The organism is Paenibacillus rhizovicinus (assembly GCF_010365285.1).
In the GTDB taxonomy this organism is placed as follows: Bacteria; Bacillota; Bacilli; order Paenibacillales; family Paenibacillaceae; genus Paenibacillus_Z; species Paenibacillus_Z rhizovicinus.
In genome coordinates this window covers 6,150,353-6,170,084 of sequence record NZ_CP048286.1, presented here as the reverse complement: position 1 = coordinate 6,170,084, position 19,732 = coordinate 6,150,353, and the positions used below count along the sequence as shown (strand labels likewise).

16 protein-coding genes are annotated in these 19,732 nt (G+C 54.9%); 3 read left to right on the top strand and 13 right to left on the bottom strand.

The window, feature by feature from the left end:
* Positions 1–95: 95 nt before the first annotated feature.
* The 5 genes from GZH47_RS27495 to GZH47_RS27475 form a co-directional block, all read right to left on the bottom strand.
* Entirely contained in the window at positions 96–1,127 is a 1,032-nt protein-coding gene (locus GZH47_RS27495; protein ID WP_162644164.1) for a rod shape-determining protein, read from the bottom strand.
* Positions 1,128–1,171: 44 nt separating this feature from the next.
* Positions 1,172–1,864, bottom strand: a complete 693-nt coding sequence (gene radC, locus GZH47_RS27490) for a RadC family protein (protein WP_162644163.1) — start codon at positions 1,862–1,864, stop codon at positions 1,172–1,174.
* 163 nt (positions 1,865–2,027) lie between these two features.
* Positions 2,028–2,657: a Maf family protein gene (locus GZH47_RS27485; RefSeq protein ID WP_162644162.1), complete on the bottom strand. Its 630-nt coding sequence runs from the start codon at positions 2,655–2,657 to the stop codon at positions 2,028–2,030.
* Positions 2,658–2,694: 37 nt separating this feature from the next.
* Entirely contained in the window at positions 2,695–2,937 is a 243-nt protein-coding gene (locus GZH47_RS27480; RefSeq protein ID WP_162644161.1) for a DUF4321 domain-containing protein, read from the bottom strand.
* A 62-nt stretch (positions 2,938–2,999) separates the two neighbouring features.
* The gene (locus GZH47_RS27475) at positions 3,000–4,445 is read right to left on the bottom strand and encodes an SPOR domain-containing protein (protein WP_162644160.1); all 1,446 of its coding nucleotides are present in this window, start codon (positions 4,443–4,445) and stop codon (positions 3,000–3,002) included.
* Between the two features lie 148 nt (positions 4,446–4,593).
* Between GZH47_RS27475 and GZH47_RS27470 the strand changes: the two genes are divergently transcribed.
* Both GZH47_RS27470 and GZH47_RS27465 read left to right on the top strand, forming a co-directional pair.
* Positions 4,594–4,926, top strand: a complete 333-nt coding sequence (locus GZH47_RS27470) for an ArsR/SmtB family transcription factor (RefSeq protein WP_162644159.1) — start codon at positions 4,594–4,596, stop codon at positions 4,924–4,926.
* A gap of 54 nt (positions 4,927–4,980) precedes the next feature.
* A complete protein-coding gene (locus GZH47_RS27465) occupies positions 4,981–5,484 on the top strand; it encodes an SRPBCC domain-containing protein (RefSeq protein ID WP_162644158.1) in 504 nt (167 codons plus the stop codon).
* A gap of 148 nt (positions 5,485–5,632) precedes the next feature.
* Here GZH47_RS27465 and GZH47_RS27460 read toward each other — a convergent pair whose 3' ends face one another.
* The 6 genes from GZH47_RS27460 to GZH47_RS27435 form a co-directional block, all read right to left on the bottom strand.
* Complete coding sequence (locus GZH47_RS27460) at positions 5,633–7,822, bottom strand: two-component system response regulator (RefSeq protein ID WP_162644157.1); 2,190 nt, start codon at positions 7,820–7,822, stop codon at positions 5,633–5,635.
* Positions 7,815–10,376 carry a chemotaxis protein CheW gene (locus tag GZH47_RS27455; protein ID WP_162644156.1) on the bottom strand — a complete coding sequence of 854 codons (2,562 nt, stop codon included), beginning with the start codon at positions 10,374–10,376 and terminating at the stop codon, positions 7,815–7,817. Before GZH47_RS27455 ends, GZH47_RS27460 begins: the two co-directional genes overlap by 8 nt.
* Positions 10,376–10,801, bottom strand: a complete 426-nt coding sequence (locus GZH47_RS27450) for a chemotaxis protein CheW (protein WP_162644155.1) — start codon at positions 10,799–10,801, stop codon at positions 10,376–10,378. Before GZH47_RS27450 ends, GZH47_RS27455 begins: the two co-directional genes overlap by 1 nt.
* Positions 10,802–10,813: 12 nt before the next feature.
* Positions 10,814–12,376, bottom strand: a complete 1,563-nt coding sequence (locus GZH47_RS27445) for a methyl-accepting chemotaxis protein (protein WP_162644154.1) — start codon at positions 12,374–12,376, stop codon at positions 10,814–10,816.
* 16 nt (positions 12,377–12,392) lie between these two features.
* Positions 12,393–12,842 (bottom strand): hypothetical protein, encoded by a 450-nt coding sequence (locus GZH47_RS27440; protein ID WP_162644153.1) that lies wholly within the window; start codon positions 12,840–12,842, stop codon positions 12,393–12,395.
* Between the two features lie 211 nt (positions 12,843–13,053).
* Positions 13,054–15,492, bottom strand: a complete 2,439-nt coding sequence (locus GZH47_RS27435) for an ATP-binding protein (protein ID WP_162644152.1) — start codon at positions 15,490–15,492, stop codon at positions 13,054–13,056.
* 410 nt (positions 15,493–15,902) lie between these two features.
* Between GZH47_RS27435 and GZH47_RS27430 the strand changes: the two genes are divergently transcribed.
* Positions 15,903–16,814, top strand: coding sequence for a peptidoglycan-binding domain-containing protein (locus GZH47_RS27430; RefSeq protein ID WP_162644151.1), 912 nt, complete (start codon positions 15,903–15,905; stop codon positions 16,812–16,814).
* Positions 16,815–16,949: 135 nt separating this feature from the next.
* Here GZH47_RS27430 and murC read toward each other — a convergent pair whose 3' ends face one another.
* On the bottom strand, positions 16,950–18,344 hold the full coding sequence (gene murC, locus GZH47_RS27425; RefSeq protein WP_162644150.1) for a UDP-N-acetylmuramate--L-alanine ligase: 1,395 nt from the start codon (positions 18,342–18,344) through the stop codon (positions 16,950–16,952).
* Positions 18,345–18,351: 7 nt separating this feature from the next.
* Positions 18,352–19,728, bottom strand: a complete 1,377-nt coding sequence (locus tag GZH47_RS27420) for a bifunctional folylpolyglutamate synthase/dihydrofolate synthase (protein ID WP_162644149.1) — start codon at positions 19,726–19,728, stop codon at positions 18,352–18,354.
* Positions 19,729–19,732 lie beyond the last annotated feature (4 nt).

The window sequence follows — 19,732 nt, the reverse complement described above, 5'->3', positions numbered from 1 at the left end:
CCCGCCCATTCCGTGCCGATGGGTTCGAACGGCCCTCGGGCTCGTCCAAACCGATCAGCGTCGCTCATCCGTTTTCCCCACGCATCCAGCCCGGATTACTTCTTGGAACGGGATACCGGGCCTCCGCGTGTTTTGAACAGGTCGATGTTATCGAGCGCTCTGCCTGTTCCGATGGCAACGCAATCCAGCGGGTTCTCCGCCACGATGACTGGCATACCCGTTTCGCGGGCAAGCAGCTTGTCCAGGTTCTTAAGCAGCGCGCCGCCGCCGGTCAGGACAATGCCGCGGTCCATAATATCCGCAGACAACTCCGGCGGACATTTCTCGAGCGTGACTTTGACGGCGTCGACGATAGCGTTGACCGTATCCGTCAAGGCGTCGCAAATTTCGTCGGATGAAATCGGGAGCGTCTTCGGCAATCCGGAAACAAGGTCGCGGCCGCGGATTTCAATCGTTTCCTGCTGCTCCAAAGCCAGCGCCGAACCGATTTCCATCTTCAATTGCTCCGATGTCCGTTCCCCGATCATCAGATTGTACATGCGTTTGATATACTGCATGATCGCTTCGTCCATTTCATCGCCGGCGATGCGGATGGAACGGCTCGTTACGATGCCGCCGAGCGAAATAACAGCGACTTCCGTCGTTCCGCCGCCGATGTCGACGACCATGCTGCCCGTCGGTTCCCAAACCGGCAGGTTTGCGCCGATTGCTGCCGCGAACGGCTCTTCGATCGTAAACGCTTCGCGCGCGCCTGCCTGCACGGTCGCGTCCTTGACGGCGCGCTGTTCAACGGCCGTTATGCCCGACGGCACGCAAACCATGACGTTCGGATGACGCGGGAACAAAGAACGGCTCTTCTGAGCCTGACGAATGAAATATTTGATCATCGTCGAAGTCGTGTCGAAATCCGCGATAACGCCGTCTTTCATCGGACGAATGGCGCGAATGTTGCCGGGCGTACGTCCGATCATCTTCTTAGCGTGCTCACCGACGGCTTCGATTTTCTTTGTATCGGTACGAAGAGCAACCACGGAAGGTTCTCTTACGGCAATTCCTTTTCCTTTGACATAAACGAGTGTGTTAGCCGTACCCAAATCAATTCCTAAATCTTTCGAACCACCAAACATGTGCGTATCTTCCTTTCTTTCGTAAGACAATCCCTCTTATTATATTACATGTGGCCTTGCTCCTTCAAACTTATAAAGCGATTGTCACCTATTACCAAATGGTCCAGGACTTCAATGCCGACAAGCTCGCCCGCTTCGACGAGCCGTCTCGTAAGCGCGATATCATCGGGGCTTGGCGTCGGATCGCCGCTGGGGTGGTTGTGCATGCATATAAGCGAGGAGCTGCTGCATTTCATGGCCGCGCGAAACACCTCGCGAGGGTGAACGAGCGTCGCGTTCAATGTGCCGACGGATAACGTTTCGGTCATCATGACCTGATTTTTCGTATTCAAGAATAAGCATACAAAGTGCTCCTGCTTCAAATAGCGGAGCTCTTCCATCATTAAGTGAGCGGCATCCGCAGGCCGGCGGATCGTTGGCAGTTCGCCCTGCTGGCTGCGAGCCAACCGGCGGCCAAGCTCGATGCCGGCACGGATTTGAATGGCTTTGGCAGGTCCGATTCCGCGAATTCCGGTTAACTCCGCAATGCTCATATCGACTAGCCCGCGCAGGCTGCCGCACTGCTTAAGAATGCGGGACGCCAGAATTACGGCGGATTCGCTCCTCGTTCCGGTTCGCAGCAATATCGCAAGCAATTCCGCATGGCTAAGTGCATCGGCCCCAACGTTCATCAAGCGCTCTCTAGGACGGTCTTCGTTTGGGACATGTTTAAGGACATAAGATTGGTCTGCCTCCATGAACGTTCCCTGCTTTCTGCTAGGTTTGATCGTTACGTGAATCCGGGATCGCCCCGGCGCTCATGGCGAACCGACTGTCGCCGTCCTCGTTGGCGATGCAGTGCGATTCAATTTGGAAAACTCCAAGTCTGGCAAAGACGGATAAATCGATGCTGCGCGGCTATTAAATAACCGTGATTCGAAATTGTGCGAGCATATCCGAAAGCAGGGAGAGCGGCAGACCGACGACATTAAAATAACAGCCTTCGATCCGGTCAACCAGAATGGCGCCCCGTCCCTGAATGCCGTAACTGCCTGCCTTATCCATCGGTTCGCCGGAATCCACGTAGCGCTCGATCAGCGCGGGATCCAGACGTTTCATGACGACTTCCGTCATCCGATGGGCCACCAGCTCCCGGCCGCCATGCGGATCGACGCATGCGATGCCGGTGAATACTTGATGGCGTCGGCCTTGCAGCCGGGTCAGTGCGGCAATGGCATCCGCGCGGTCGTGCGGCTTGCCCAGAACTTCGCCGTCTAGGACGACGATCGTATCCGCGCCGACGATCAGCGAACCCGCCTTGTCTTCTGCCGAGAGAAGCTGGGCGGTCGCCTTTGCTTTGCGCAATCCGAGCTGTTCGACGATTTGGGACGGCGTCCATTCCGGCGGCGTCCATTCGTCCGTATCGCTTGACAAAATGAGAACCGGCAAGGAAAGGCCGAGTGAAGCGACCAATTCCCGCCGGCGGGGAGAAGATGAAGCCAGCACGAGCTGGCGCAAATGTTCGGTTTGATAATTGCAAGTTTGTTCCATTCGTAAGCAAAGCTCCTTTGTGCTTCCAGCCGGTTTCTTACAGTTTGCGGTACAGCCAGATTGCGAACGCAACGCCGGCGATACTGAGCAGACTGAGATGAAGCCGCAGCGTGAATGCATAGCTCAGCACGAGCAAGTCCGCGGAGGGCGACCAGAGAATCGTGGTCGTATTCGTTAGAAACGAAAGTCCTGGGAACGTCGTCAGCGAACGAGCGATAAGCGCGCCGGCCAGCAGGCCGATCAGCATGAACAGCAGCAATACCCAGATATTTTTCTTCATCTTCCAACGTCCCTCGCCATTTTTTGACACGTACATTTTATTATACGCGGACGGGAAACGGTTTACAATGATTCGATAGATGCAAACCAGTCTTTCTGAATGAAGACAGCGTTCATGAGAGCGGTCTGCATGGACCATAGGTAGGTCTCGGAAGGCTTCTTGGCGTATTCGCCCGCGGCGACGGTGGCTGAGTTCACGGCTTGGATCAGCTTCAGCAGCGGCGCTTTGTTCGTCCCGTCCGTCATGCCCGATTCCAGGCGGGATGCGGATTCTGTCCACTGCTCATGCAGGGCTTGCCAGTCTTTATCGAGCGTCCCCGTTTGACCGCTTAAGCGGGCGACCGTCATATCATCCAGCTTGGCTAGCAGACCGGACGTATCTTCGAAGAATGTTTGAACGTCGGCAGGCTTGCCACTATATACCATGGAATTCAGCGCAGGCAGGTCGACCTGCTTGACATAAACATCCATCCCTGTCAGCGTCTGTCCCAGAAGATCGGCCGCATTTCGGTCTGTGGTCATGCCCACGTAGATCCGAAAGTCATTGCCGGACGTCAGAGATGCGGCTGCGAGTCCTTTGTTATGCAGTTCCGCAGCCGCAGTCGTCAATCCGTCTTTGCTGCTGAACACGCCGTATTGCAGCATGTAATACGACGCAGCCGGCACGTCGATCTTCACGGAGCCGGAAGCAGTCTCGCCCGTCGAGCCCCCCGTTCCTTTCTGATCGCCTTTCGCGCCGGCAGCATTCGATGATATTTTGCCGCCGCTGCCTTCCGCGACTCCGGTATCCGTCTTCCCGGTACCGGTCACGCCGCTGCTGACAGCAGGTACGGATCCGGTGGAGTCCGTCTCGTCCGATGCCCCTCCGCCCGTAAACAATGTCAATACGAAATAGCCGAACAAGGCGCCGGTTGCGATCGCGCCCGCTACCGAAGCAAATACTTTAAACCAGGACGGGCCTTGCGCCGGACGTTTGCCTGCGCCGGATCGCGAAGAACCGAAGGAAGCATTTCCTCCCCGCCCGCCGGGATGATTGTATCGTTCTAACTCATCGTCCAACTCGATTTGCGGATACATATCGATGACCTGCGGAGCAGCCGCTCGTTTGGAATAGGGCTGGCGCGGAGCGTCGAATTCGGCTTCGGCACCTGTTCCATATGGAGCATCCTCGTCTCCGAGCAGAATCGTATCATGTGTCTCCAACGGCATCAATTCTTCATCCGATGTATCGATCGGCAGGCGTTTTGCTTCAGCCTGCTCTCTCATGCCCGGCTTCGGCTGGCGTTTCGGAAGCTGGCCGTCGGCTTCGCGGATCAGCTGTTCCAGCGCCCCCGCGTCGTTCTGAAAGGGGCTGTTCCAGGAACCGATATCGGATGTGAATTTCATTTCCTCTTGAAAGTAGGGCACGCCGTCGGCGCCCGATGCGCGCTGCGTCTCCTGCCGCGGCGACTCCACGCGGGCCCCGCTCTGTTTATCGAATCGATAGGTAATGCGTCCTTTCGTACTCATCGCACTCTCTCCTTGTCCGCGTACTCTAGTACAAGTCTATGAGAGAGTTGAGAGAATTATGACCGCTTAACAGATCACGGACGCCGCGCGCGATTGGATGCCAAATCATTCCTTTACACGAATATTCCGTTTAGGGTATGTTAATGCCATGAATGCAACGTTAAGCGCTCTTGCAGAGCCAAACCGGTTTCACATCGTCGAGCTGTTGCGGGACGGTCCGCTGCCAGTCGGCGACATCGCCGATCGGCTCCACCTCCAGCAGCCGCAGGTGTCCAAGCATCTTCGCGTGCTTCACGATGCCGGATTGGTCGAGGTGCAGCCTGCGGCCAACAAACGGATCTACAAGCTGGAAACGCGTCCGCTCCAAGAGCTGGACAGCTGGCTGGGATCCTTCCGGCGCGTGTGGGAAGAACGCCTCGATCAGTTGGACGATTATTTACACGAGCTTCAAAGCAAGACCAAGGAGCCCAACGGCGATTAGGAGGGCCGGCCAGCGGCTTACATCATGCACTTAACTTCTGGAGGTTACTATCGAATGTCACAGCAAAACGTGGAAGAACTCGTATTAGTCCGCACGTTGAACGCTCCCCGCGAACTTGTGTTCAAGGTTTTCACCCAAGCCGAGCATCTGGTGAAATGGTGGGGCCCGAAGGGACTGACAATGAACGTCGCAACTGTCGACCTTCGCCCAGGCGGCTTGTTCCACTACAGCATGAAATTGCCGGACGGCCAAGAAATGTGGGGGAAATTCGTCTTCCGTGAAATCGTAGAGCCGGAGCTCCTCGTGTTTACCAATGCGTTCTCCGACGCGGAAGGCAACACGCTGCGCCATCCGGCAAGCCCGTCATGGCCGCTGGAAATTCTAAATACGCTTCTCTTCGAGGACGACAACGGCAAAACAAAACTGACGATGCGAGGCATTCCATATGCCGCATCCGAGGAAGAACGCCAAACTTTCGATGCCAACCGTTCCAACGTACAGCAAGGTTTCGCAGGCACGTTCGCTCAGCTTGACGAGTACCTGGCTACGCTCGTTTAATACGTTCGTAAGCTTGAAGCCTCCCCCCATACGCCCGTTGTGAAGACGGGCAAACGAAAAGCAGCCATCTTCTCCTGGAACGCAGCCCTTATGAGGGGCACCGTTCCAGGGCTCGATGGCTGCTTTTTTATGCCGATCTTTCGCTCGTTCAGAGCCATTCATTGCCGCCTGCGTTGAATTTGGCAATAAAGTCGGGCACGCGGTTCGCTTCAAGCGGATGACTGAACCAATAGCCTTGCATGACGCCGCACCCTTGCCCGCCCAGGAAGACCAGCTGTTCCATCGTCTCCACGCCTTCGGCAATGATCTCCAAATTCAAACTGGCGGCCATGGAAATGATCGCGCTAACGATGGAAGCGTTGGCCGGATGATGGCGAATGCCTTTGACGAACGATTGATCGATCTTCAGTTTATCGATCGGGAACTCTTTCAAGTAGGCTAGCGAGCTATAGCCGGTGCCGAAATCGTCCATGGCGACATGTACGCCCAACGATTTAAGGCTGCGCAAAGCGCTCAGCGCCTTCTGCACGTGCATCGTCATGCTTTCCGTGATTTCCAGCACCAAATATTGCGGGTCCATTCCGGTTTCCGTCAATATCGCTTCGATGCCTTCTTTCAGCTTCTGATCGTAAAATTGCCGGGAAGATAGATTCACCGCGATCGGCACATGAAAGCGTCCCTCTTCCTGCCAGCGCGCATTTTGATGGCAGGCTTCGCGCAGTGCCCATTCTCCGATCAAGTAAATCAGCTCCGACTCTTCCGCGACGGGAATGAATTCAGCTGGCGAAATACGGCCGAATTCCGGACTTTCCCAGCGAATCAGGCTTTCCAGGCCGATCACCCGATTCGTTCGCGTATCGATTTGCGGCTGGTAGTGAAGCACGAATTCCTTCCGTTCGATCGCTTTGCGCAGATTATGCTCGATCGTTATGCGCCGCTGGATTTGTTCATGGAATGAAGGTTCGAACGACTGACAGCGATTGCCTCCGCCTTCTTTGGCTTTCGTCATGGCGATGTGCGCATACCGCAGCAAATTCTCATGCTGCTGAAGATCGTCCGGACATAAACAAATCCCGATGCTCGACGACATATGAATCTCGTGCCCGTCGATTCGGACCGGATGCCGGAGCGACCGCAAGATTTGCGTGCCCAAATGTTCGGCAGCCTCGATCGTGGTGTCCAGGGTGAGCAGGATGAATTCATCGTTACCGGCGCGAAACAGCACCGATTGTTCGCGGGCGAAGCTCTTCAGTCGCCGAGCGACCAAGATGAGCAGCCGATCGCCGACCTCGTGCCCAAACGTATCCGTCACGAGTTTGAATTGATCCAAATTAATGCATAGCACCGCAAAAGGGCTGCCCAAGGCGGCCAATTCTTCCATTGCGCCTGGCATTTGCCGCCGATCAGGAAGTCCTGTCAACGAATCATGGTTCGAAATATATTCGACTTGATCCTTCAGCCGCTTCTGTTCGGTCAAGTCGATGAGGATACCGTATACTTCCACGACGCGGCCGTCTTGTTTGACCGGCTGCAGGATGCCTTGCACGGCGATGCCGCGCCATTCCAATTCATAGCTAACATATTCTTCTCCGCTCCAGGCTCTGCGGTAAAGCTCCAGCAACCGTTCGAGAAAGTCGCCCGTGAAGAGGTCATCCGTCCGTTTGCCGACAAGATAAGAATCAAGAAAACCGAATCGATTGGTGAAGCTGCCGGAGCAAGCGGCATAATAATAGTTTCCAGCTTCGTCTCTCTTGAGAGTAATCGCCAATCCGCTCAGTTTGTCGATGGCCCGGTTCAGCGACGCGGTCACCGATGCTTCTTTGTTATAGCAATCCACCATGAAGCCGATCATCTGCCGCAGCGTTCGTCCTATGCCGTCCCAGCGCTCCCGAAGCCGCCAGAATAGCCTCGTTCCGAGCGCCGCCTTGCACCGCATCAGAAACTCTTCGACCGACTGCCGTTCGGCGGATTCGCCGAAGAGCTTATCTTTATGGAAGAAATCGGCAGCGCCGAGGGCAAGCGCTTCGAAAGCAATCGCAGTCCCTTCTTCGGTATGCGTGCTCAGGACGATAACGGGAACCGGATTCTCGGCCATGATGTATTGCAGCGCCGATACGCCGTCCATGACGGGCATCTCCACGTCCATCGTAACCAGGTCCGGGAGCAGTTCAGCGATGCGTTCAATGGCTTCTTGTCCATTCGACGCGGTGCCGACGACCAAGAATTGCGGATCCTGCTCCAGGATCGATTGAATAAGCGTGCGCATGACGGCGGAATCGTCCACGACCAGTACTCTTTTCCGGGAGCCCTTCATTTCATGGATCGATTGATCAGGCATAACTCATAGTTGCTCCTTTCAACCGAACGATCGCGTTCATGTTCATGAGTGTCACCAAGTTGCCGTCCTGCTTGCAAATCCCTTGCGCATAAGCAGCGGAGCTGCCGAAGATGCCTTCCGGCGCCGGTTCCACTTCATCCATCGGCACATGAATGACTTCCGTAACCTGATCCACCAATATCCCTGTCATTGAACCGTTCACGTTCATGATCATGATGCGGGAAAGTTCGCTTAGTTCAGCGTCAGGCATGCCTAAGCAAGTGCGAATATCGACGACCGGCATCAGTTCTCCCCGAAGGTCGATCAGGCCGCATATTTCCGGTGCCGGCGAAGCGACGCGGTGCAGTTCGGGCACTTTAATGATCTCTTTCGTTTCCCGGATATCGAGCGCGTAGCGTTCGCCGTCCAGCATGAAGACCAGCAGCTTGACGATGCTCGAAGGGTCCTTGACGTTCGACTTCGCCATTCGCCATACATTCGTGCCGGCTTCGCGCATGACCGCATGGATGTCCAGAATGAGCGCGATGCTGCCGTCGCCCAGCAAGGTGGCGCCGGATAAATAAGGAATTCGGCCCAGATACGCGCCTAACGGTTTCATAACAATTTCCTGGTTCGCGATAAGACGGTCGACGAACAGGCAGACGCGCTTCTCCGCCGCCCCGATCATAACCGCATAACCTTGTCCTTCGCGGACGGCATTCAGTTTGCGGTGAAGCCTGATCAGAGGCAGGATCTCTCCGCGAACGCAGCAGACTTCCTGTCCGTGAACCTGCTGGATGTCGGCATCCGATAAACGGAACGTTTCAATGACATTGACCAGCGGCAGGGCAAGCGTATGCTGGCCAAGTTGAACGAGCAGGCATTTGGAAATCGCCAGCGTTAGCGGCAGTTTAATCGTAAAGACCGTTCCCTTGCCGAGTTCGGTGTCGATCTCGATCAAGCCGTTCAGCTTCTCGATGCGGGCTCGCACGATATCCATGCCGACGCCGCGGCCGGACAGCTCGGTCACCTGCTCTGCCGTGGACATCCCGGAGTGGAAGATGAGCGAGATCGCTTCCTTATCCGTCATATCGGCCGCCGCTTCTTCGGAAATAAACCCTTTCTGAATCGCTTTGCGTTTGATCCGCGCAGGATCGATGCCCCGCCCGTCATCCGAAATCCGAATCATGATCGCGTTCTCCCGATGGCTGGCCTGCATGGTCAAGCGGCCTTTGCGAGGCTTGCCTTTCGCCTCCCTTTCATCGGGCGCTTCCAAGCCATGATCGGCCGCGTTGCGGAGAATATGTATGAGCGGATCGTTGATTTCCTCGATCAGCGTTCGGTCCAATTCGGTTTCTTTGCCTTCGATGATGAAGTCGATCTCCTTGCCGGCTTGCTGCGACAAGTCGCGTACCAGGCGCGGGAAACGGCTGAATAAGTGCTCGATCGGAAGCATCCGGGTCTTCATCATACCCGGCTGAAGCTCGGAGATGATCCGTCCTAATTGATCGGATACCTCGCTCAACACTGCCGCTTCCGGCTCGTGCTTGAACCGGTCGTTGAAACGCTTCTTCAAATCTTGAAGCCGCGTGTTGCCGATAATCAACTCGCCGACGAGGTTCAGAAGATGCTCCAGCCGGTCGACGTCTACGCGAACGGTTTGCTGGACAAGCGCTTTGGATTGACTTGTCTGCGCTGGCCTGGAAGCATTGTCGAGATCGAAACTCGATTCTTCCGCGCTGTTGCGGGCATCCGCTGCAGGATCTGCCAATACCAGCGGAGCGATCGACACCGATTTCACTTGCGAAACTCGTTCCAGCCGCTGCCGGATTTCGTCTGCCGCCGTGCCCGTTGCCAGGGCGAAGGTTAATGGCTCCTTGACGAGCAGGCCATCCGTATCCCAATCGGCCAAGGGCGGCTGGACGCCGGCTAAGTCGCCGGATTCGGTTATGATGCGATGCAGGAGCGTCGCCCGGACGCGGGGCATCTCCGTATCCGGAGCTAACGATACTTCAATCCGATAGAGAGACGTGCCCTCCTTGCGATGCCGGAGAATGACGCTTCGTTCCTCGTCCGTCCAGATCGTCTTGCGGCCCGCTTCAGGTTGATGGATATTGGCGTCGATCGCGGTTGCTGCCGCGTTCACGAAAGGTTCCTTCCGCTCTGCGTTCCCTTGCTCTGCCGGCGGAGAACCGGATAGGCACTGCTGCAGCCGGCTGATTAATTCGTCGTCGCGCCCTTCTTCCAGCTGGCCTTGTCTGAAATGCGCTTGCTGTTCTTTCAAATAGTCGATGCACTGAAACAGCAGATTAATCAAGCCGGGCGTCACGTTCAACCGGTGCTGGCGCAAAGCGTCGAACACGCTCTCCAGATGGTGGGTAACGTCTTTCAGATAATGAAATCCCATCGCCGCCGACGATCCTTTTAACGTATGGGCAGCGCGGAAGATGGTTTGGATCGTTTCAAGGCTCGCGGATTCGCTTTCCAGCTCCAGAACGGACCGGTCCAATATTTGCAGCTGTTCCTCGAGTTCATCCAAGTACACGCCCAAGTACGTCATCATGAACGATTCCATTATCGCCCTTCACCTCCCAAGTCTAATAAGCGGTTTAAATCAAGCAGGCAAACCAAATCTTCGTTCGAACGGCCAACTCCTGCCAGCAGCCCGCGTTCAACGGCGTCGGTGCCCGATGGCGGGGGTAGAATTTCTCCGAACGAGGAAACTTTAACGACGCGATCGACCAGCAGACCTACGACCTCGGCCTCCGTCTTGACGATCACGATACGCATATCGTTGCTCGTTCTCGGGTTCGGCATATGGAACCGTTCCCGTAAATCGACTACCGGGACGATCAGCCCGCGCAAGTTGATGACGCCGCAGACATACGCTCTGGCGTTCGGAATTTCGGTAATGGGCTGCAAACGGATAATTTCCTGCGTTTCGGACAACGGCAGCGCATACGGCTTCTCATTAAGTTCAATCTCGATATATTTCATCATGGCATCATCCTCTTATACTTTAAAAACAGCGACATTTTGATTAAGCTCGTCTGCCAGATGGGCAAGCGCCTGCGATGAACTTGCCATCTCTTCGGCAGCTGCGGCTGCTTCTTCACTGGACGAAGCGATCGTCTCTACGGCATGCATCACATCGCCTGTCTGAGCCGACTGCTCTTCGCTTGCTGCGGCGATTTCCTGGATGCGGGACGCCGTATCCGAAACCATGCGAACGATATGCTCGAACGTGCGTCCCGTGCTCGACGACAGCGCCGATGCCTCTTCGACCGCTTTCACGCTTTGAACCGTATTGTTCTGCATGCCTTTAATAATGGTTGCAATTTGCTTGGTCGCCTCGCCGCTGCGTTCCGCCAGTTTCCGCACTTCGTCGGCGACGACGGCGAATCCGCGGCCCTGGTCCCCCGCTCTCGCAGCCTCGATCGCGGCATTCAATGCAAGCAGGTTCGTTTGCTCGGCAATCTCGTTGATGACTTCGATGATCTGACCGATTTTGTGCGAATCCTGTTCCAGCAGCTGCATTTGGCCAGAGACGCGCTCCATGCTTTGGATGGAAGAATGGATCGCTTCCGCGCCTTTCTCCGCGCCGCGGCGCGTCTCATCGGAAATCCCCGCCACGGTTGTCGCATTATTCGCGACGTTGGAAGAGGCAATCGACATTTCTCTGACGAGCTCATTGATGGTTTGCGCCGATTCCGCTTGGTCTGTACTGCCTTTTGCGATTTCCTCCGTCGTCGCGGAGATTTGCTGGGCAGCCGCTGCTGCACTTTGCGCGGAATCCAGCGTCTGCCCGATCAGCTTGCGTAAATTATCGATCATCGTATTGAACGCGGCAGCAAGTTCACCGATTTCGTCCCTGCTCTTGACGGCTGTCTTCTCGCGCAAATCGCCTTGCGACACTTTAATCGCGACGTCGACGATCTTGCGGATCGCCCGAACGACGCTTTCCGAAATGAAGACAGCAAGGGCTAGTCCCGCAAGAACCGCCACGATACCGAACGCGATGATCAACGTTCTTCCGTCTTGGTTGCTCTGATGCGCTTTTTCCACTTCCGCTTCGGAGCCGTCATTGTTAAAATCGATCCATTTCGTTAACCCATCCGAGACTTGCTTGATTGCCGCTTTCGCATTGTCTATCGTCGTTAATCTCTCCGCGTTCGATTGCGTCTCTGAAATGCCCGAGACTAGATCCGAATAGTTCTTGGTGTTCCGGACGACCGCATCGTAAATCGTACGTTCCGTCGGAGAAATGATCAGCTGTTCATATTCGGACAAATTCTGGTTCAAGACATCGATATTGTTGCCTATCAATCGTTTCGCTTCGTTAAACTTGGCGGAATCCTGCTGAAGCGCCGCATTGTAAGCGCTGATCTGAATGGCGGAGAAATTATCTTTCACTTCATTGATTTTTTGAATGCTAGGCAGCCAATTTCCTTGTACGACAGAGACGGACGTCTGTAAGGCATTCATTTTGACAATTGATATAAAGGCTACGGTAACCAGTAAAATAAGAATCAACGAAAAGCTAGCCAATAACTTGATGCGCATGGAAACCTTCATTTTTCTCTCTCAGCTCCTAATCGGTATTGGGTTTGCAGTCGTACGTCGGCCCTCCGGCGTTCATCGGTATCTCGATCGTCATCTCCAGGAGACTCAGAATCTCGCTGCGCACCTGATGAAGATGGCCCATGACCGTATGCTGCAAATGATCCACTGAAATGACGGCGCTCAAGAACATTTTCTTGCAGCCGGAAGAACCGGATGAAATAAATAAGTCGAACCGAGATGAGCTATTGGCTACTTCCTCGATCAGAGACGTATTCATGTATTGCTCCGGAAGTTCGATGGAAAACGAAATCTTGGGGTGGGCGTCCACTTGCTCTAACAGTTGAAACCGTTCCGTGTACGGGTAGTTCCGTTTCACCCATTGGTACTCGCTGCCGCTCTTGAATTCTTGTTCCCAGACCGGCTCGAATTTGCTTGTCGCTTCAACGAAGGCGTCCCTGTAGTAATCAAGGAGGTTCATGATTTCCCTCCGGCCGTCTTGTCGATTTCGGTAATTGGCGATTTGACTTGCGCAGCATGCATGTCCATGCATGGCATCCACCCTTCCTCTTCTAGTTGCAGCTTTATCATATCGAAGAAATGTTTGGAAATTTCCTATGAAAAAGTTCGATTTCTGTTATTTTGTTGGGAAAGTGTTTGATTGTCCCGCAATTGCTGCCGTTTATGCGCCTTTATTCTTTCTTCCACCGCAAAAGCAACGCGTCCAGCTGCTCCTCCTCGATCGGTTTGGTGAGGATTCCGTTCATTCCCGCTGCCAGGCAGCGCTCATGGGTCTCCACCTGCGCGTCCGCCGTCAAAGCGATAATCGGCAAATCGTCATAGCGGCGATTCGCTCTTATGGCCGCCGTAGTCGCCATTCCGTCCATTTCCGGCATATGCAGGTCCATGAAGATCAAATCGAATTCGGCTCGTTCCAGCAAAGCGAGCAGTTCGATCCCGTTCTCCGCCATCTCGACGGCGTACCCTCTTCGCTCGAGCTGACCGCGCGTGACGATTTGGTTGATTTCATTGTCCTCCGCCACGGCGATTCTGAGAGATGGCCATTCCGCCTCCCGCAACGCGGCAAGGCTGTCTGATCTCCTGGCCGTCCTCACGGCTCCGCTAACCGTTTCTAACGCCTCGCGAAGCCCCAATCGGCTGACAGGCTTAATCAATACATGGTCCATCTCTTGCAGCAAGGGCGCTATCGCCCTGTTCTGCAGCGTCGTGAGCGCAATGATCTTGGCATCGCTGTTCTTCAGAAAAGCGGCTTCTTCGGCGAAGCGGAACGGTCCGCTTTCGACCGCGTCTACGATGATGTACGCGCCTTGCCCGTCCAGCAGGAAATTCCTTAGTTCAGCGAACGAGGCGACCTGCCGGACCTCATGGCCGAGAGAAGTTAACATGCTGCTGATCGCCTCTTCCAGGAGCGGATGCGACAGATAGAGATAAACGATGACGGGAGTCTGCAACTCCATCTTCGTTTCCTGCTCCGGCAGCCGGAAAGGGATCGTAAACGCGACACGGGTTCCCGTACCCGCTTCGCTCTTCAATTCAAGACTTCCGCCCATCGCCTCGACAAGCAGCTTGCAGATGACCAATCCCAGACCTGAACCGCCATACTTGCGGCTGGTCGAGCTATCCCCTTGGAAGAAGGGCGTGAATAAGCGGTTCGAATGCGCCTCGGAAATGCCGATCCCCGAATCCTCCACCGCAAATCTGACGACTGCAAAGTCCGAACGGCCGACGACCAGCTCCGCCTGAACAAGGACATGGCCGGATTCCGTAAACTTGACCGCATTGGCGATCAGGTTCATAAGAATCTGCTGGATTTTGTGCGGATCTCCGATTACAACGAGCGGAAGGTTCATGTCCGTCTTGATAATCAATTCGATCGGCTTATTGCCTACCGCGGAGCTGACGGTGTTCGCGATTCGTTTCATGACCTCTTCCAGTTGAAACTCGGTTTGTTCCACGCCGATTTTCCCGGCTTCGATCTTGGCAAAATCGAGGACGTTGTTGATCGTTTGCAGCAGAACTTTCGAAGACGAATCGATCTTCTCGATATAATCGCGCTGGACCGCAGTCTGCTCGGTTTCCTGAAGCAGCGAGGAAAGTCCGATAATGCCGTTGAGCGGCGTTCGGATTTCATGGCTCATCCGCGCCAAGAATTCGCTCTTCTCCCGATTGGCCTTCTCCGACTCTAATCTTTTCTTGTAATCGGTGATATCGACGCCGCAACCGATAACATCTCGAATCATGCCCTTGCTCCATTGGGGACGCATCGTTACAAGCACGTGCCTGTCCGCGATTTCGATCTCGTGATGGACGGTTTCTCCGTTCCAGGCCCGCTCGTAATAGGAGGTAAGCATTTCCATCGTTTCGGGTCTTCCTCCGAAAATGTCTTCCATGGTTTTCCCGTTAAAATCCGCTGAAAGCTTGCCTAGCTGCTTGGCTAGTTCCCCTTCAACCAGCACGTATACGAATCGTCCTCTATGCTTATGGAATTTGAACACGAACCCTGGATGCAACTGCAGCATGTCGGCCATTTCGGCCTCCATCTCCTTAGCCATCACCTTGTAAGCATTCACGCGAAGCATATATTGCAGCAAAATCGCGCCGAACAAGGCAACGATCCATTGGTACGCAAAGTATGCGGCGACATCGCTCAATCGGATATAACCGAACAGCCACGAAGTGCCGTAATAGAAACCTTGAATAAATAAGGTGCCGGCCACCCATTTCTGCCAATAGCCATGGAAACGGGACATGAATGCGCCCGTTCCGAATGCCGATACGAGGGAAATCGCCACTTGAAAGGGATCCAAGTTGCCGTACATCAATTGACGGATTGTCAGCGAGAACAACGAGACGATCACCGAAGCAAACGTCCCGCCGAAGAATGAAGCCAGCAAGTAGGCATTCGCGCGAAAATTCAGCGTGACGCTGAGAGAAACGACGACGCTAAATACAGTCAGCAAAGCGGCCAACAAGCCATGTACCACGCCGACCAGCAGTTTATCTTTCCATTCCGATTCCCGAGATTCTTGACGCCGTTTGATGAAGAAAGGCTCGATATATAATACAAACATCAAAATGATGAAAAAATTTAAAATCAGATCTTTGAACATAACGATTCCGCCCTTCGCTCCGCCGATAGCAGCATCGCTGACCGGCTAGCAATCGTATTCTCACTTCTTAATATCGTAACAACGGCACCGCTTTTGAAGGCGAATAGACGGGTGAGACCGCTTAATTTAACCGGATGTAAACTTATTGACACAAACCAATACGTATGTATCGACTCCCGCATATGAAGCCGGACGCAGTTGCAGCAATTGGAGGTAGGAGCGATGCAGGAGCGATGTACAGTAGGAGATGCTATTCATTGATCTCCTCTCGTTCTAGTATTCAGGCCTATGAATGGTTTTTTTTGGATGTGAATATCAGGGTATGACTTCGTATATTGGAAAACCCGAGGGGTATAGTAAGGTCGGCGGCAAATGCGGCACATACTTATTAAGGCAGGTGTCTTGTTGTAATGAAAGAAATCCATCAAGCTTCTGAACGAAAATCGTGGGGCTTGCGCAAAGCAAGCAAACTGCTGGGAATTGCGATGCTAGCACTCGTGCTGCTATTGGGCATGCCAAACGTCAGTTCCGCCATCGGCAAAGGGGCGCACGGACCGGATGTATACGTCATCCAAGGGATGCTGAAGTCGCTTGGGAGCTATTCCGGACCAATCGACGGTAATTACAACGATCTGACGGTACGCGGCGTAAAGTACTATCAGAAGAAACACGGTCTTCCGGCCACGGGCTCGGTTGATCCTCGAACGTTCAAATCGGTCGTCTATGCGTACCACACCAAAAAAGCGATGCAAATGCGGACAAAAAGCAAAGGCATGAGCAGAGGCCACGGAAAAATAATCGGCAACGCTAAAGGCCGCGGCGCTGGCGGCGCTAAAGGTCGCGGTGCTGGCCAAGGCGGCGGCGCTGGCCAAGGCGGCAGCGCCGGTCAAGGCGGCGGCGCCGGTCAAGGCGGCGGCGCCGGTCAAGGCGGCGGCGCTGGTCAAGGCGGCGGCGCTGGTCAAGGCGGCGGCGCCGGTCAAGGCGGCGGTGCCGGCCAAGGCGGCGGTGCCGGTCAAGGCGGCGGTGCCGGTCAAGGCGGCGGTGCCGGTCAAGGCGGCGGTGCTGGCCAAGGCGGCGGCGCTGGTCAAGGCGGCGGCGCTGGTCAAGGCGGTCGTCAAGAACAAGGAGGCCAACAAGAGCAAGGCGGCAAGCAAGAACAAGGCGGCAAGCAAGAGCAAGGCGGCAAGCAAGAGCAAGGCGGCCAACAAGAGCAAGGCGGCGGCAAAGAACAAGGCGGCCAACAAGAGCAAGGCGGCGGCAAAGAGAACAGCGGCAGCCAAGGCCAAGGATCCGGAAACGGTAAAGACAAGCAAGACGATTAACCGAACAACAAGCCGTAAAATACCCACCAGGGATTTTACGGCTTGTTTGTCAGTCGGCGTCTTTCAGGCATAAGGCGGAAATAAATAAGGCCGTTGTCCCGAATCCGGGACAACGGCCTTTTACCTAGCATTATATCATGCTTTTGCGCGAAGCGTCTTCGCGAGCGCGTCGGCCACTTTCCAGATGTCGCCCGCCCCCATCGTAATGACGAGATCGCCGGGCTTTACCCGTTCGGTCAACACCTCAAGCACTTCTTCCTTCGTCGGATAATACGAAGTGTTTGCGTTGCTGTTCTTGATAATGAGCTCGACAAGCCGCTTCGAATTGACGCCCTCGATCTGCTGCTCGCCCGCCGGCGAATAAATATCCGTAATCAACACTTCGTCCGCTTCCGGGAACGCGCGGCTGAACTGCTCCAGCAGGAAGAACGTTCGCGTGTAACGCTGCGGCTGGAAGACGGCGATGATCCGTTTGCCCGTAGACTTGGCTGCGCTGATCGTCGCTTGAATTTCCGTCGGATGATGGGCGTAATCGTCGATGACAAGAATATCGTTCACTTCGCCCAACACTTGAAACCGCCGTTTCGCACCGCGGAAATCAACGATCGCTTCAGCGATGGACGCGAACGGAATGCCCGCTTCCAGACATGTAATGACCGTCGCCATCGCATTGTACACGTTATGGCGTCCCGGTACCGAGAGGCCGATTCGTCCGAGCAGCCGGCCTTGCTTCGTCATATCGAACGAAACCTTCCGGTCTCCCAGCTCGATGTTGCTGGCACGATATACGGCCTCGTGATCGATGCCGTAAGACAGCACGCCTTTATCGCCTAGTGGTCCGGACACTAATTGGGGCAGCATTTCCTGGATGTTCTCGTCGTCCGCGCAGACGATCGCGCTTCCGCCTTGCTTTACCTGGCTTAGGAACTGTACATAAGCCGTTTTCAATTTATTGAAGTCACCGTCATAATTTTCGAGATGATCCGGTTCGATGTTCGTTACGATCGCGATCGTCGGGTGGTACTGCAGGAAGGAACCGTCGCTCTCGTCCGCTTCCGCCACAACGTATTCGCCCTTGCCTGCTTTTGCGTTGGTGCCGACATTCACGATCTCTCCGCCGATAATGAACGTCGGATCAAGCTTGCACGTTTCCATAACGAGCGCAATCATCGACGAGGTCGTCGTCTTGCCGTGCGCGCCTGCAACGGCGACGCCTTTCCCGTTATTCATCAGCCTTGCGAGCATCTGAGCACGGTGCAATATCGGAATCTTCAGGTCCTCCGCCGCTTTGCGCTCCACGTTGTCCCGGGACAATGCCGTCGAATAAACGACGAGATCCGCTCCGGCAACATGCTCCGGCTCGTGGCCGATGTAGATGCGCGCGCCTTTCGCCGCCAGCTTCTCAGTCAATTCCTGCCGGGCAACGTCGGAGCCGGTCACCTTATACCCCATCTCCAGCATGACACGCGCGATTGCGCTCATGCCGTAACCGCCGATTCCGATGAAATGAACGTGTTCTGCTGTATTCAAAGACGGTTCACCAACCTTTTTCAGAATCCTTATTGTAAAGCAATTGGGAGCGGACGTCGGCAATCAAATAGAGGGTGCCGGTGACGACCGCCAAATCCGCCTTGCTGGTCGACATCTGCAGACGTTCCAGCGCCTTCTTCCAATCCGGTTCCACGATGAGCTCGAAAGAATACCCAGCTTCCTCGCGAAGCTCTTGAACGAGGGAAGCCAAATCGGCGGCAGGCAAAGCCTTGCGGAAATCCGCTTCCGTCACGACAAGCGTATTCACTAGAGGTAGTATATGCCGCAAGGCATCGCGATGATTCTTATTCGCCAGCATCCCGATCATAAGGTGAAGACGCTCGTACGAATACGTCTCTTTTAACGCCGCAGCGAGCATCTCCGCGCCTTCGGGATTATGGGCGCCATCGACCAGAATGCGCGGGGAATCCCCGATCATTTCCAGACGGCCGGGCCATGCGGCGCTGCGCAGCCCTTCGCGCAAATCCTCGTCTTCCAGTATCAGCGCGTAATACTGCCGCATCACTTCAAGCGTCATGACGGCTACAGCCGCGTTGGTCCGCTGGTGCGCGCCGTTCAGCGTAATGGTCAGCTCGTCGATGGAACGGAAGATGCCGTCGAAACGGAAGGTCTGCTCATTCTCCTGGACATGCGTCGTGACTTCATGAAACTGATCGCCGAGCATATAAAGCGAGCTTTTCTTCGCTTGCGCGGTTTCGCGGATAATGGCCGCTACCTCCGGCTGGCTGACCGCAGTGACGACAGGCATGCCCGGCTTAATGATGCCGGCTTTCTCGGCTGCGATTTCTTCGAGGGAGTCGCCCAAAATATCCATATGATCGTGACCGACGTTCGTAATGACCGAAACGAGCGGCGTGACGATGTTCGTCACGTCCAAGCGGCCGCCAAGACCGGTTTCCCACACGACGAAATCCGGATAGGACACGGTGCCGTAATACAGGATCGCCAGTGCCGTCGACACTTCGAACATGGAAGGCGAGCCGAGGTCCGTGGCCGCAATCTCATCGCAAAGCGGCTTCAGCCGGTTCGCAAGCGCCATCAGCGTCTCTTCGGGAATATCCATGCCGTTATATTGGAACCGGTTCGTGAATTTCGTGATGTATGGGGACGTAAACGTCCCCACGTCATAACCGCAGCGGATCAATACGCTGGTCAAGTAGGCGCATACGGAGCCTTTGCCGTTCGTGCCGGCCACGTGAATGAATTTAAGCCGGCGTTCCGGGTGTCCCGTCATCTCCATCAGCTTCTCGATCCGTTCCATGCCGGGGCGAATTCCGAACGGAATCAGCCCCTCGATCCACAGCCGCGCTTCTTCGTACGTCGAGAACGGCTTCACTTCTTGATTCTGTTGTTGTTCGCTCATTAGG